This is a genomic window from uncultured Bacteroides sp., from assembly GCF_937912035.1.
Lineage (GTDB): Bacteria > Bacteroidota > Bacteroidia > Bacteroidales > Bacteroidaceae > Phocaeicola.
The window spans coordinates 141,822-155,860 of record NZ_CALDPF010000039.1 but is presented as its reverse complement, the minus strand read 5'-3'; the positions used below and the strand labels follow the sequence as shown (position 1 = coordinate 155,860).

Genomic DNA, 14,039 nt, shown 5'->3' with positions numbered 1-14,039 from the left:
AATGACAAATGTTTTAGATTCATAATACAAAGATTTTAATAATATAATTAGTTAGTAAAAAAATACTTTAACAAAAGAAATATCATATAAATATTCTTAATAGATATAATTGATAAATATATCTTATACTAGTAACTTTTCAAACTAAAATATATTAAGGTTATACTAAAATCATTATTAAAAAGTTTTACCTTTCTTCCAAATAGGCAATAAATTTTCTACAACATCAGGATTTTCATCAGCTATATTCTTCTTCTCTATTCTATCATCATCATAACGATACAATTCTGTTATAATGACTTGACTTTTTTTATAACGTGAAAAACGATATTCAGGAGTTCTAACACTTACTCCATTATTGAAATAACTGTAAGCAACATCACTCCAATTTTTATCGTCAATATTATTAAGTAATGACACAAAACTCTTTCCATCAAGACCTCTCGGCTGATTTATTCCACATAATTCCATAAGGGTAGGATAAATATCTATGGAACTAACTATTCTTGTATTTTTTAGACCAGACTTGTATCCTGGAGCTTTCACTATCAAACTACTGCTCAATGCTGTTTCATGTAATGTATGTTTACCCCACACACGCAGATCACCAAGATGCCAACCATGGTCTCCCCAAAGCACAACAATTGTATTATCCGCTTCGCCAGAATCTTCAAGAGCTTTTAAGACCTTACCTATTTGGGCATCTGTATAACTAATACAGGCATAATAAGCATGCCTAAGTTTACGAGCATAATTATCAGATACATTTTTCTTTAATGAAGCTTTCTCATCACCTTTAAGATAACCATTAAATTCACCGCTACCATGAAGGGTTGCCAAATTACATCCTTCGGGAATATCTTTCATAGGAGAAAGAGAGATTGAATCCTCATTATAAAGATCCCAATACTTTTTCGGAGACGTAAAAGGAAGGTGAGGTTTAAAAAAACCAACGGCTAGACAGAAAGGCTTATTACCTAAAGCTAGTTCTTTTAATTTCTTTACAGCTAAATTTGCAGTAAGTCCATCTGGCAGACCATCATCATCGGTTTCTGCACATTCGTAAGGTTTTACTTGTTTCTTCATACTTTGCCTGTTACTACCGTCAGAATATCCAAAAAAAGCATTCCAACCATTACCCCATTTTCCAGCATCAAATAACATTTCATCCCAGCTATAAGGAAGTTCTAATTTATTTGATTTTGGTTCTTCGTATCCATACACAAATCCATCCGCAGAATGACTTATTTTACCTATACCAACAGTATAATAACCATTTCTTCGTAAATGATGGAACATAGTTTCTGGAGTTTCTTTTTCAGGCTGATTGGCTATTCTTGTTATACATGCATCATTGGAAAGATCTGACACACATCTTGGTAAATGACCAGTTAGCATACTTGCACGAGAAGCACCACTGGTTGGTACCTGAACATAATGATTAAAGAAAAGACTACCTTCAGATGCTAATCTGTCAATATTGGGAGTCTTTACAACTGAACCGTAACACCCCAACTCACGACGTAAATCATCTACACAGATAAAAAGTATATTAGGACGTTTTTCTCTTATTACATATTTATTACTAAAACAATTGGTAGAACTTACTAGACCAATCAACGAAAGAAAATAGAAATTTTTCATTATTATATTTTTTCAACTATAAATAAAGGTTTTAGGAGTGTTATATACTTATCCCCTAAAACCTTAATCGTTATTTATAAGATTAATTAGAAATTTTGTTATTCCAGCATTGGAATAATCAATTACTATAATCCATTTCAGATTTTATAGCATCTTCTATATTATCAAAAGGTTTTATATTATTCTCGTAACCTGCGTAACCTTTATTTTGATTTATAATACCATCTCGATTACCATCAATGCTACTTTGTGGTACTGGGAAGAAAATATGATATGGTGATATGGTATATTCAACATTTGAACGTGTCTTTATTCCTGAATTATAGAAATTATTATATTTCTTAACACGTTGCCACCAATAACTGTTATCAGATATTGTTTCCTCCGAATAAGTTTGACCAAATTCATCAGTTTGTCCTGTAAGGGCAAATATATAAGATACTCGGCTCAACTCAACATGTCTGAATTCTTCCATATATAATTCACGTGCACGTTCATCCATTATTACTCCCATATTAATTTCTTCAGGAGTAAATAATTTTGAACATTTGGCACGTTTACGGATTTCGTTTATATCTTTTGCAGCGTTAACTTTATCTCCTTTCCACATATATGCCTCCGCTCTCAATAAATATGTTTCAGCTAGACGAAACATATACCAATCTCCCTCACCACCATCATAATTTGTACCATTTTCTTGTGATGGATCTTCTATCCAAACTTTATATTGTGGCCAACCAAACCAATTACGTATAGTATCAGTACATAATAGAGTTCCATTATCATCATATAATTGAATATTCTTACCTGCATATGGATCATTATTCTTAAATAAATTAGGGTGATTATATTTTAATTGTTCCATATTAACCCAATTTCCACAATCAGAATTATGTCTTAAATCTGTAGGATCATTCAACCATAATCCATATTGAGCATAATTTGTAGGTCTTACTCTAGCAACTCCTCTCCCATAAGTTTTCCTATAATCAATATAAGTCTTACTTATATCCATTCCTTGTTTACCACTTGGCGTGATTATTCCTATAGAACCTGCTGCAGGCCAAAAGGGAACACAGTTTCTCATCATTTGTGTTCTAATACTCAACCCTTCGTATCCATATCTATTTATCAAACATAAAATAACCTCCTTATTTTGATTGTTCATTTTATTTTCCGGACGATGTAAATCCCATATTACGTTACGTGTTACCTTATGAACATCAGGCATTGGATTTATAAAATCACCAAAAGGCTCTTTCATCAATTCATATCCAGACTTATCTATTAATATATTTGCTTGTTCTATAGCCTTGTCAAACTGCCCCGTAGCCAAATAGCATTTTATTAATAAATGGCGACATGCGCCTTTGGAAATCATTCCTCCATACTCTACTTTATCAGGAACCCATTGTACTGCAAATTCCAAATCTTTTGTTATCATATCTAAAATTACAGAACGTTTTGTTGATTGATAATCAAATTTAGGTCCTCTAACTTCTTGAGTAAATAAAGGAACATCCTTAAACTGAAAAACTAAACTATAATATTTTGATGCACGATGGAAATATGCTCTCCCCAACATTTCATTACGTAGTTCTTCATCTATATCATCAATTTCTTGGATATTTGTAATAATTGAATTAGCAAATCTTATCCCTTTAAAAGAGACATCCCAAAAATCCTTACAATATGCACTATTTGTAGAAACTGTATATATAGGAGTCATATATACATTTAAATTTATAGCAGTACCAATAGCAGAAGATTGTCCTGTTGTTCCACTCACAGCCAAGTCAGAGAAAAAATATTCTGATATTATTGGTCCCCCATCTGCTATACTTGATGAAAAATACATATTTCTTAAATGTTTATCACATGTAGCTAATGCCGACTCTAATCCTTTACGAGTCTTAAATGTATTAGAAGGTTCATAAAACGAAAGAGGATCAGGTTTTAAAAAATCATCTGTACATCCAAATAAAATAGATGAACATAATAAGGTAATAAAAAGTTTTTTTGAATATATAAAATTTCTCATAATTATCTCAATTTACAAAGTTAAACCTATACCAAAATTAAATGTTAAAGGAACTACATTACCATATTCAGGATCATTACACTGGTATTCCTTCGTCCAACATGCAACATTACGAACACTACCAGAAATTCTTAATCCACCAATATTAAATTTAGATAGGAATTTCTTTGGTACTGAATACTCCAAAGCTATGCTTTCAAGACGTATAAATGATCCGTCAATTATACGTGGACCACCCGAGATATTTGTCGCACCAAGACGAGCATAATTATTAGTAGGGTTTTCTGGAGTCCAATATTTCCATTCGTAGGTGTTTTCGCGCTCGTACGCATATCCTGTAGCCATAAATTCTTCAGACTGTTTTTGTCCCCACTTGGAATAAATATTTACAGATGCTGTAAGATTCCTCCATAGTGTGAAGTCATTTCTGAAAGTCCAACAAACTTTAGGTGAAGTAGAACCTAAGAAGACCTTATCTTCATTTGAATATCGATGATTCTCCACGTCATATATATCTTTGAACTTTGGGTCTCCTGGTACCTGACCATATTTTGCAGCTTCTTCCTCTTCACCATTCTGCCATATACCATCGTATTGATAATTCCATATTTCATTTATATCTTTACCAATAAACCAACCATTTTTTAAATCGTCAATTTCTTTACGTCCAATTAAATTTCCATCTTCATCAACTATATCCTCATAAGTATAATATAAATGAACTATTCTGTTTTTATTATGAGAAATACCTAAACTTGAACGCCACTCAAAATTATCTTTTTGGATATTTACTGTATTTAATGTTATCTCAAAACCTTTATTCAATACTTCTCCAAGATTGGTAGTTATATTAGTGAAACCGGTTATACTGCTTAAACTTTGGCTCATAACCAAATCTGTAGTAGGCATGTGATAATATTCCAAACTACCGCTTATACGATTATCAAAGAATCCAAAATCAACACCGAAATTCCATGAAGTTGTTCTTTCCCATTTCAAATTTGGATTTGCCATTCTATTAACATATAATTGAGAAATCTGTATAATAGATCCGTCTGGCATTATATATCCATATGCTCCAGTACCTGTTGTTAAATCAGAAAGTGCAGTATACTCTCCAACACTTCTATTACCATTAGATCCCCATGATGCTCTAAATTTACCATAGTTCATTGGTTCCCAATTGAAAAACTTTTCATTAGTAAATGTCCATGCAAATGCTCCAGACATAAAATTAGCCCAGGGATTTGATGTTCCAAACGCAGAATATCCATCACGTCGGAATGTATAAGTAAACATATATTTATCATCGTATGAATAAAATCCACGTGCAAAATATGCCGCGGCAGTACTATGAGTATCATTGGATGAGAAGTCACTTTTTAGTTTATTGGCTCCTTCTGTAAAATGAAAACCAAGGTCATCACTAGGTGTAAAATCACGTGCGTTAATTACATCCCCCCACGAACGGTATTCTTCTGCTTCTTGTCCCAAAGTTACATTGATTTTGTGCTTATTCAAAAAAGTATAATCCCAGTTAATCAAATTATTTACAGACCATGAGAACCACTGAGTCTGTTCACGATCAACTGCACCATTATGAGATGATGCCCAAGCTGGATGTTTTGATGATTCATGATAACGGTTATGATACCATTGAAAACGTGGAGAGAAATTCAATGAATATGTAATGTTAAATGGTAATTTAAGTTTTGCAGTCAATATAGAATTTAAGACAGTATAACCTTTTTCTCTAGACTGATACTGCCTATCAAAGCGAAAGTTACTACCAGTATTCAAAGGATTCTCACCCATTGGGTAACGAACAAGTTCTCCATTCTCATCGTATGGCAAAGCAAAAGGAGAGTTTTTAGTTATAAGATTAGAAGAAGAAGCTATTCCACTTTCATCACGATTCTGAAAATTCACATTCGCACCTATTGTAAGAAAGTCGGCGGCAGTAGCTTCAAGTTTCATATTTGCACGTATAGCACTATAATCATCTCCTATAGTCTGACTCTTTGAGTTCAAATAACCCATTGAAAAATAATAGTTCACCTTATCTGATGCCCCTGATATGCTGGCTGTATAATCCTGTTTAAAGCCAGTGCGATAAACTTCATCATACCAGTCATATGTTCTTCCAGCAAGATAATTTGCTTTTTCCTGATCAAACAATCCTAAACGACTCAACCAAATTTCATCGTCTGAACCTTTATCTTCAGACATTGCTCTCCATTCATCAAGAGTTACGCCATATTTTTTAAGGTTTTCCTCAGTAGGCTTCATATACTTTACAGGATTTGCAAATCCGGTCTGGCTGTTATACCAATCTGAGCGGAAATTCAAATACCCTTCCGCATCATAAACTTTACGTTTATAATCATTAGCAATAATTCCGAAATTAGCATTAAAATTCACTCTTGGCTTGCCTTCTTTACCTTTCTTTGTTGTAATGATAACTACACCATTAGCAGACTGGGCACCAAATACAGCCGCAGAAGATGCATCTTTCAAAACATCAATCTGAGCAATGTCCTGAGGATTTATTTCTGATAGTTCACCATTAAAAATAACATTATCCACTACCAAGAGAGGAGAGTTTCCTGCTGTAAGGGAACGCTGTCCTCTAATTTGGAGTGATCCTCCACCTTTTGCAGAAGAACTAACACCTACATTCAGTCCTGGTACCCCTGTTCTAAGCATATCCTGTACATTGGTTATTCCTTCCTTCATTAAATCAGCCGGTTTTACTTGAGCTACGGCACCTGTAAGGTCCTTTTTTCGCATTGAACCATAACCTACAACTACAACTTCTTCTAGTGCCTGAGTATCTTCATTCAAAGTAATAGATAAATTACTGCTATTTCCAACTTTAACTTCCTGATTTGCATAACCTATATAAGAAATCTGCAAAACAGCCCCGGCAGGTACATTTAAAGCAAACTTACCGTCCATATCTGTAATGGTACCATTGGTTGTTCCCTTTACCATAACATTGGCACCGATAATAGGCAAACCGGTTGGGTCAACTATTGTACCGGTAATTTTCTTTTCATTCTGAGACACTACAGGAGATTGTTCTTTTACAGAGAAGACAATACTTTTGTCTTTCACCGTATAAGAAACATTTGTTCCGGCAAACATATCATCAAGCACTTCAAGAATGTCTGCATTACTGACATCTACAGATACTTTTCTATTAAGATCAACATGACTGTTATTGTAGAAGAATGAATATTCAGTGGTATTTTCTATTTCATTCAAAACCTCTTTTACAGTCTGGTTCTTCATGTTAATGCTGACCATAGTGGTCTGGGAATAAGTATTAGAAGCATAAGCCAGACCGGCCGAACTTAGTAAATAAGCATAAAACAATGATTTCATAATGACAGGTACTTTAGGAAACGCTGTTTTTCGCGTTTTTACACTCCACAATAGTGGAGGAATACATTTTTTTTTCATACTTTTGTTGTGTTTTTTAGGTAAAAAATGATTTAATATGATTTGTCGCCAAACAAATCTTTTAAAGTTAACTCATTTCAAACAGGGAAATACGCCAATATTTCTCTGTTTGTTTTTCTCTAATCTCCGTGTTTTTCCATAAGCTGTTGATTTTAATGCTTCTTTATTATCATGACATTTCTGAAAAGCAAGTTCCTAAACAAAAAAAAGATTTTTTTAATAAACTTCAATAATACTTCTTTTATCCTCCGTTTTGGATGTAGGCATATAACGCCATTTTATCTTTGAAGATATGCTGAACACACCTAATACCTGTTCCAGACGCTGAGTAGAGAATGTTCCTGTAAAAGAGTCCTTACGGTATTTCTCATTCTTGACTACAAAATCCACATTGAATCTTTTGGAAATGATTCTAAGGACTTCGTCGAATGGAGTATTGTCAAATATAACCATTCCGTCTCTCCATGCTGTTTCAACCTTTCCGTCTGTCCTCACCAGTTTTCCTCTGGAAGTATTTGTGTTATAGACTATCTTCTCACCTGGACTCATTTCCATACTACCTGCACTGCAATAGAATCTCACCTTTCCTTCGAGAAGGGTGGTACTGAGAATGGAGTCGCCGGGAAAAGCTTCCATATTAAATGAAGTACCTAATACTTCCACTCTTTCATTTCCGGAAGTCTTTACAATAAAGCGTTTGTCCGGATTTTTAGTTACATCGAAAAACGCCTCACCTATGAGTTCCACCTCACGCTTATCACCGGCAAAAAAATTCGGATAACGTATGACAGAACTGGAGTTTAAAGAGACATTTGTCCCGTCAGGAAGCACAAAGGCTGTTGTCATACCAGGACTTGTACGTATCTCCATCATAGTAGGCTCTGACTTATCACTAATTTGAAGAAGATATACCGAAAGTAATGGAACGAACAGCATAGCTGCAATTCTTTCAGTCCAAAGAAAGACAGTCTTGAATTTTTTCTTCATCAATACACCGTCAGTCTTCTTCAGAGCTTTTTCCGCATCAACTCCATTCATTATGCGTAGAGTATCTGTAGCCCAATAAAGTTCATGAATATTACGTGCAATTTTTTCATGTTCCTTGTCGGAAGCAATCCAGTCTTCAACCAACCTGGTTTCTTCATTGTTCAGAGAACCTTCGCAATACCGCAAAAGCATCTCTTCTATATTTTCCAGTTTTCTATTCATAAATACAATGAATTTTGAATTTAATAATCCAGGTTCTTTATTTCAGAGAACCTGGATTAGAATTGTTTGTTACCTATTTAAAAACAATCGTGTCCATTCAGTTTGCCAGAGCCTCAATGCAATGAACAAATATCTTTTTCCCTTTAAAAAACTATTTTATCGTCGTCTTTTTAATACAATGACAGTTCGAAAAACGAAAGTTCCTAAACCGTTCTTATTTTTTTTCAAAAAAAATATATATTTTTGTTCCACTTTTAAGAATACGCAAGACCTTACTGGTTTATCCGGCGTTGGAATCTGGACAATTTCAAACCTTATATGGATAAAATAACAGTAAAGATTTCTGCGTTTTTGTTGCTGTATCCGCTTTTAGACAAAACGACATACACACAAAAATACGCAGAGCTATTGATTTATTACAATAAGGTGGGCAGTCCAGAGCCTCAATGCAGTGGTAAACGATAGTCTCTGCGTTATTTTTTAGTCCTTAAAACTCAAAATATGGGAAAGTTGATACAAAATATAAAAGAATACAACGAAAGCAACATCATATCCGCGTTAAAGGATTCCGATAAGAAAGCTTTCAATAAATTGTACCGTCAATTCTATCCTATACTTTGTGCCTATTGCCACAAATTCGTTTCACTGGAAGACAGTGAAGAAATTGTTCAAGACACCCTATTGTGGCTATGGGAAAACAGAAGAACGCTTTCTGTGGAAAAAAATCTGTCTTCATACTTATTTAAAAGTGTATACAACAGGGCTTTAAACAAAATTGCAAGTACAGATTGCAGGAACAAAATAAACAGACTTTATTTTGAGTATATGCAGGAAATGCTACAGAACAAGGACTACTATCAGACAGACGAATTGATAGATAAGATACGGGAGGCTATCTCAAAACTTCCTGAAAGCTACAAACAAGCTTTTATGTTGCACCGATTCGAAGGTATGACTTATAAAGAAATAGCTGAAAAACTTGGGGTATCAAGCAAAACAGTGGACTACAGAATACAGCAATCATTGAAACTACTGAAAGAAGATCTTAAAGGTAACCTGCATAATTATCATTTGGGCGATAATGCAAAAACAATAGGATTACTTATACAGATAATCATAGGAGACAAATGGTTATAAACCTTCAATTTACAGAATAGAATATCAAAATAAAACGAGCTGTCATTCGATTTGAAATGAACTGTCATTTCAAATCGAATGACAGCTCGTTTTAAATCGAAGTTGAAACACTAAAATTCTACATCTTTTAGATTGATATTAAAACAGAAAGCCAATATCAAACCACACAATAATAAATGATAAAATTACACCTTATTATATATAGACATAATATTTGTCAATTCTAGAAAATACATAAATGGTCCATAAGATTTTTCTTATATTTTCTTGAAATTGTTATTTCAGTATTATTATCAAATGGAGGACATAATATGCATGAACTATCATGAATCATAACCAAAAAATCTATATTTACAATATAAGACTGATTGACCTGCACAAAATTCTTATTATAAGCACATAAAAACTCTGCTGAAACATTTCGCCTCAATGGTACGGACTCCTCCGTAACAAGAACTGCTTCCCAAAGCTTACGCTCAGATGCATATCTGAAAAAACCTACATCAGATGATTTTATCATTTTCATCTCACCCGTAGGTAAAACGACCATAAAAGAAGAACCTTTCTCTATATTAACAATATCATGTTTATCAAATAAGGAAGGTTTTGTTTCATAGTCTAGCAAAAATCTGGAAATGACAACCTCAAATTCTTTTTTATCTATTGGTTTCAGCAAAAAATCAAATGCACTATTTCTCAAAGCATTAATCAGATATTTATCATGGGCTGTGTAAAATACTACACGCATACTCCATTTGACATCATCCTTCACTTCGGCCAACAACTCCATACCATACATTTCAGGTAGTTCGACGTCAAGAAAAAGCAGGTCAGGCATAATCCTCATAATCATATTCCTACCTGTCTCCGCATCATGAGCTACCCCTTCAACATTAAATCGCGGATATTTCCTCAACTCTTCTATAAGAGCTCTTGCTGACGCTTGCTCGTCATCAATTATTCCTACTTTATAAAATTCCCCCATTTTACTTACTAATATTATATTTATAACATATAGGAACTGAATACTTTATATCACATCCTGTTTCCTGTTCGTTTATCTTCACATTTGATATTTTCATAACAATAGGTTCTTTATTATACATATTAAGCAACTGAATACTTTGCGTTATAACCTTTAACCCGGTTCCAGTACCCCTATTACTACTATTAGGTTTGAATCCACCACCATTATCTATAATCTCAATTACTATTCTATCAGTATTTTTTAAGACTTTTATCCATAAATACTTTTTTCCTTCCTTTACCTTCAAAGCATGTTTTATCGCATTTTCAACTGGAATCTGGATTAACATTGAAGGTATGTGTATCTCATTACTGACTACATCATCAGATACAGATATTTCATAATAAAATTCATTCCCCATAGTCTGAGCCTGTAAACTTATATAAGTTCTAACAAAATCAAGCTCCTCCTCTAAAGTTATACTAAGAGCTCCAGTCAGTTCAAGGTTTTTGCGAATCAGCTTAGAAAGATTTAAAAGATTATTTTTATCATCATCATTATCATATTTCACCATTTCCCTATTTAATACATTAAAAATGAAATGAGGGGAAATCCTGTTTCGAATGTTTTCCAATCTTAAAGTGCTTATATCTGTCTGCATGTTCCATATCTTCTTATCAAAACGACGTTTCCTATATATAATAAACATACCAGAAAATGAAACAATCAATAGTATTCCAAGTACCAGAATTGAAATCCACTGATGTAGAACCAGCACCTGATTTTCCTTTTGCTTTATAAAAATCTCCTTCTTCATCAAAGTACTATCCTGCTTATATCTTAAACTGATTTCAGCAGACCGCATTTTAATACGCTCGTTCCTGATTGAATCGTCAATATGTGCATTATTCTGCTGATAGTGATATGCCTGTTTGTAATCACCTCTCTCAGCATAATAATGTTGGAGATATTTATTTCTTATATGCAACATATTAGGTTCTATAAAATCCGGTGTCACAGCATCATTGATAATCTTTGATGCCAACATTACATTCCCCTTTTTCAAGGCTAGTTCTATAAGCTGGGTTTCAATATAATACAGCGCTGAAGTATGTTTGATGGATTTAAAAAAAGAATAACATTCTTCAAGATATACAGTTGCAGAATCCGTTTCGTTCATCAACATAAAAACCTCACCCATATTTACCTTTGTAAAATTCCTTTCGAACTCCATATCAGGATAAGTATTGGCCAAAAGTAATGATTTTCTAAAATAATCCATTGCCCTAGAATAATCTCCACGGTAATAATACGAATTACCACGATTATTCAAATAAATATGTTTCTCAAATGGCAACATTTTGTCATAATACTTACCTGCCAAATCATAATAATAATCACATTGATTATAATCACGCAAATCCATATATACTTGCGCCAATCCATAATATGAAGGGAATCTACGGCTTTCTGGAACAAGCAGCGTATCTGAAATCAATAAAGATTTCCTATACCAATATGCACCCATATCAAATTTACCGGTACGGACATTAGCATCTGCCAGATTTATGGCTATATTAATCAAGTCATGTGACAAGCCAAGTCTGGATGAATAATTGTAAGCTTTTGAAAAATAAATTACAGCCGAATCCATTACAGTTCTTCTAGCATACAGATTACCACGCATATTATTAATATTGGAGAGCAATCTATAAGAAGGATTTTCTTTATAACTGTTACAATATCTATCAATACTATCTAACAATATCAGCACGGAATCATATTCTGACATGAATAATTTAGCCTTTGACTTAATCATAAGTAAAGAATAGAAAAACTCTCTATCCGACCCTAAGGCAATAATGCTGTCTATCGATTTACAAACGTATTCAGGCTTGGAGGCAATCAATGTGTCAAAATTCATAATAATACTTTCGTTATTATTATTGAATTTAACGTCTCTGTTTCTTGATGCACAAGCTATAAAAAACAACTGGGCAAGAATTATATAAATTAAAATATTTAGACTTTTACACATAATACAAAATTTTATTTACAAAGGAATAAAAAACTATCAATATGACAAAAAATGTAATTAATAATTTACGTAAATAAAAAAACAATCTGATTGATTATTTATACAAATATGAAAACATATCCTACCAAACAAAAAATAAAACAATAAATAATATCGTAACAAAAAAAATGATGATATTTGCAAGATATTTTAAAATTCAAACAGAAATGAACTATAAGGAAACACTCGACTATTTATTCAATATTACTCCTTTATTTCAAAATGTTGGAAAAGAAGCATATAAGGAAGGACTTGAAAATACGTTATTACTTGATGAACATTTTCATCACCCACACAAAAAATTCAAAACTATACATATAGCCGGAACTAATGGAAAAGGGTCATGTTCACACACTATTGCAGCAATTCTTCAATCTGCCGGCTATAAAACCGGACTTTACACTTCACCACATTTAATTGACTTCAGTGAAAGGATAAGAATAAACGGCAAACCGATAGAAAAGGATTTTGTGATTAAATTCGTAGAAGAAAACAAAAAATTCTTCGAACCTTTACATCCTTCTTTTTTTGAGCTTACAACGGCTATGGCATTCTTATATTTTGCAGAAAAGGAAGTTGACGTAGCTGTAATTGAAGTAGGTTTAGGAGGCCGCCTGGATTGTACTAATATCATTTCTCCAGATTTAAGTGTTATCACAAACATCAGTTTTGACCATACTCAATTCCTAGGTAATACCCTGCAGGATATAGCCAAAGAAAAAGCAGGAATAATAAAACATAATATCCCAGTCATTATCGGAGAATACACTCCTGAAACAAAAGATGTTTTCGAAAAAAAAGCAAAATCTTCAAACTCGGATATCATATTTGCTGAAGACAATAAAATGGTAGAAGGCTATAGGCATACAGATAATGGGTTAATAGTTTATAAATCGAATAAAATAAATGATTTATATGGAGAATTAGGAGGTATATACCAAATAAAAAATACAAACACCATACTTAATGCTGTATATAAACTTATTGAACTTGGATACAATATAAATGAAAATAATATCAGATCTGGATTTAGAAATGTCTGTCAAACTACAGGTTTAATGGGTAGATGGCAGAAACTAGAAGAAAGTCCTACAATAATATGTGATACCGGACATAATATTGGTGGTATGAAATATATAGTTGAGCAACTTTCGAATATGAAATATGAAAGATTACATTTTGTCATTGGAATGGTAAATGACAAGGATATTAACGGGGTTTTATCATTATTACCACAAAATGCGGTATACTATTTTACTCAAGCCTCGGTAAAAAGAGCATTGCCTGCTGATAGAATAAAGGATATTGCAAAAGATCATGGACTAATCGGTGACGCTTATTGTTGCGTTAAAGATGCATTAACAGCCGCAAAAAAAGAAGCCCAAGAAAAAGACCTTATATTCATAGGAGGAAGTACTTTTATTGTATCAGATCTTATTGCATTGTATAAAAAACACGATATTGAGTAAAGCATTCTATATTAATACACAAATACCATT

General features: G+C 33.1%; 8 protein-coding genes. 2 read left to right on the top strand and 6 right to left on the bottom strand.

The window, feature by feature from the left end; genetic code table 11:
• Positions 1-177: 177 nt before the first annotated feature.
• From Q0486_RS11645 to Q0486_RS11630, 4 genes are all read right to left on the bottom strand, one after another.
• Positions 178-1,644 carry a sulfatase gene (locus Q0486_RS11645; protein ID WP_299233411.1) on the bottom strand — a complete coding sequence of 489 codons (1,467 nt, stop codon included), beginning with the start codon at positions 1,642-1,644 and terminating at the stop codon, positions 178-180.
• 118 nt (positions 1,645-1,762) lie between these two features.
• A complete protein-coding gene (locus tag Q0486_RS11640; protein ID WP_299233408.1) occupies positions 1,763-3,685 on the bottom strand; it encodes a RagB/SusD family nutrient uptake outer membrane protein in 1,923 nt (640 codons plus the stop codon).
• Between the two features lie 12 nt (positions 3,686-3,697).
• Entirely contained in the window at positions 3,698-7,150 is a 3,453-nt protein-coding gene (locus Q0486_RS11635; RefSeq protein WP_299233405.1) for a TonB-dependent receptor, read from the bottom strand.
• Between the two features lie 216 nt (positions 7,151-7,366).
• Positions 7,367-8,359 (bottom strand): FecR family protein, encoded by a 993-nt coding sequence (locus Q0486_RS11630; protein ID WP_299233402.1) that lies wholly within the window; start codon positions 8,357-8,359, stop codon positions 7,367-7,369.
• 501 nt (positions 8,360-8,860) lie between these two features.
• Here Q0486_RS11630 and Q0486_RS11625 point away from each other — a divergent pair.
• Positions 8,861-9,496: an RNA polymerase sigma-70 factor gene (locus Q0486_RS11625; protein ID WP_299233399.1), complete on the top strand. Its 636-nt coding sequence runs from the start codon at positions 8,861-8,863 to the stop codon at positions 9,494-9,496.
• A gap of 223 nt (positions 9,497-9,719) precedes the next feature.
• Here Q0486_RS11625 and Q0486_RS11620 read toward each other — a convergent pair whose 3' ends face one another.
• Both Q0486_RS11620 and Q0486_RS11615 read right to left on the bottom strand, forming a co-directional pair.
• Complete coding sequence (locus Q0486_RS11620; RefSeq protein ID WP_299233396.1) at positions 9,720-10,481, bottom strand: LytTR family DNA-binding domain-containing protein; 762 nt, start codon at positions 10,479-10,481, stop codon at positions 9,720-9,722.
• 1 nt (position 10,482) lies between these two features.
• Positions 10,483-12,387: a histidine kinase gene (locus Q0486_RS11615; RefSeq protein WP_299233393.1), complete on the bottom strand. Its 1,905-nt coding sequence runs from the start codon at positions 12,385-12,387 to the stop codon at positions 10,483-10,485.
• A 320-nt stretch (positions 12,388-12,707) separates the two neighbouring features.
• On the opposite strand from Q0486_RS11615, the gene Q0486_RS11610 reads away from it, so the two are divergent.
• Positions 12,708-14,009: a folylpolyglutamate synthase/dihydrofolate synthase family protein gene (locus Q0486_RS11610; RefSeq protein WP_299233553.1), complete on the top strand. Its 1,302-nt coding sequence runs from the start codon at positions 12,708-12,710 to the stop codon at positions 14,007-14,009.
• Positions 14,010-14,039 lie beyond the last annotated feature (30 nt).

Excerpts from the sequence above, each read along its gene's own strand:
- Q0486_RS11645 (WP_299233411.1), bottom strand. The coding sequence starts at position 1,644 with ATGAAAAATTTCTATTTTCTTTCGTTGATTGGTCTAGTAAGTTCTACC.
- Q0486_RS11640 (WP_299233408.1), bottom strand. The coding sequence starts at position 3,685 with ATGAGAAATTTTATATATTCAAAAAAACTTTTTATTACCTTATTATGT.
- Q0486_RS11635 (WP_299233405.1), bottom strand. The coding sequence starts at position 7,150 with ATGAAAAAAAAATGTATTCCTCCACTATTGTGGAGTGTAAAAACGCGA.
- Q0486_RS11630 (WP_299233402.1), bottom strand. The coding sequence starts at position 8,359 with ATGAATAGAAAACTGGAAAATATAGAAGAGATGCTTTTGCGGTATTGC.
- Q0486_RS11625 (WP_299233399.1), top strand. The coding sequence starts at position 8,861 with ATGGGAAAGTTGATACAAAATATAAAAGAATACAACGAAAGCAACATC.
- Q0486_RS11620 (WP_299233396.1), bottom strand. The coding sequence starts at position 10,481 with ATGGGGGAATTTTATAAAGTAGGAATAATTGATGACGAGCAAGCGTCA.
- Q0486_RS11615 (WP_299233393.1), bottom strand. The coding sequence starts at position 12,387 with ATGAATTTTGACACATTGATTGCCTCCAAGCCTGAATACGTTTGTAAA.
- Q0486_RS11610 (WP_299233553.1), top strand. The coding sequence starts at position 12,708 with ATGAACTATAAGGAAACACTCGACTATTTATTCAATATTACTCCTTTA.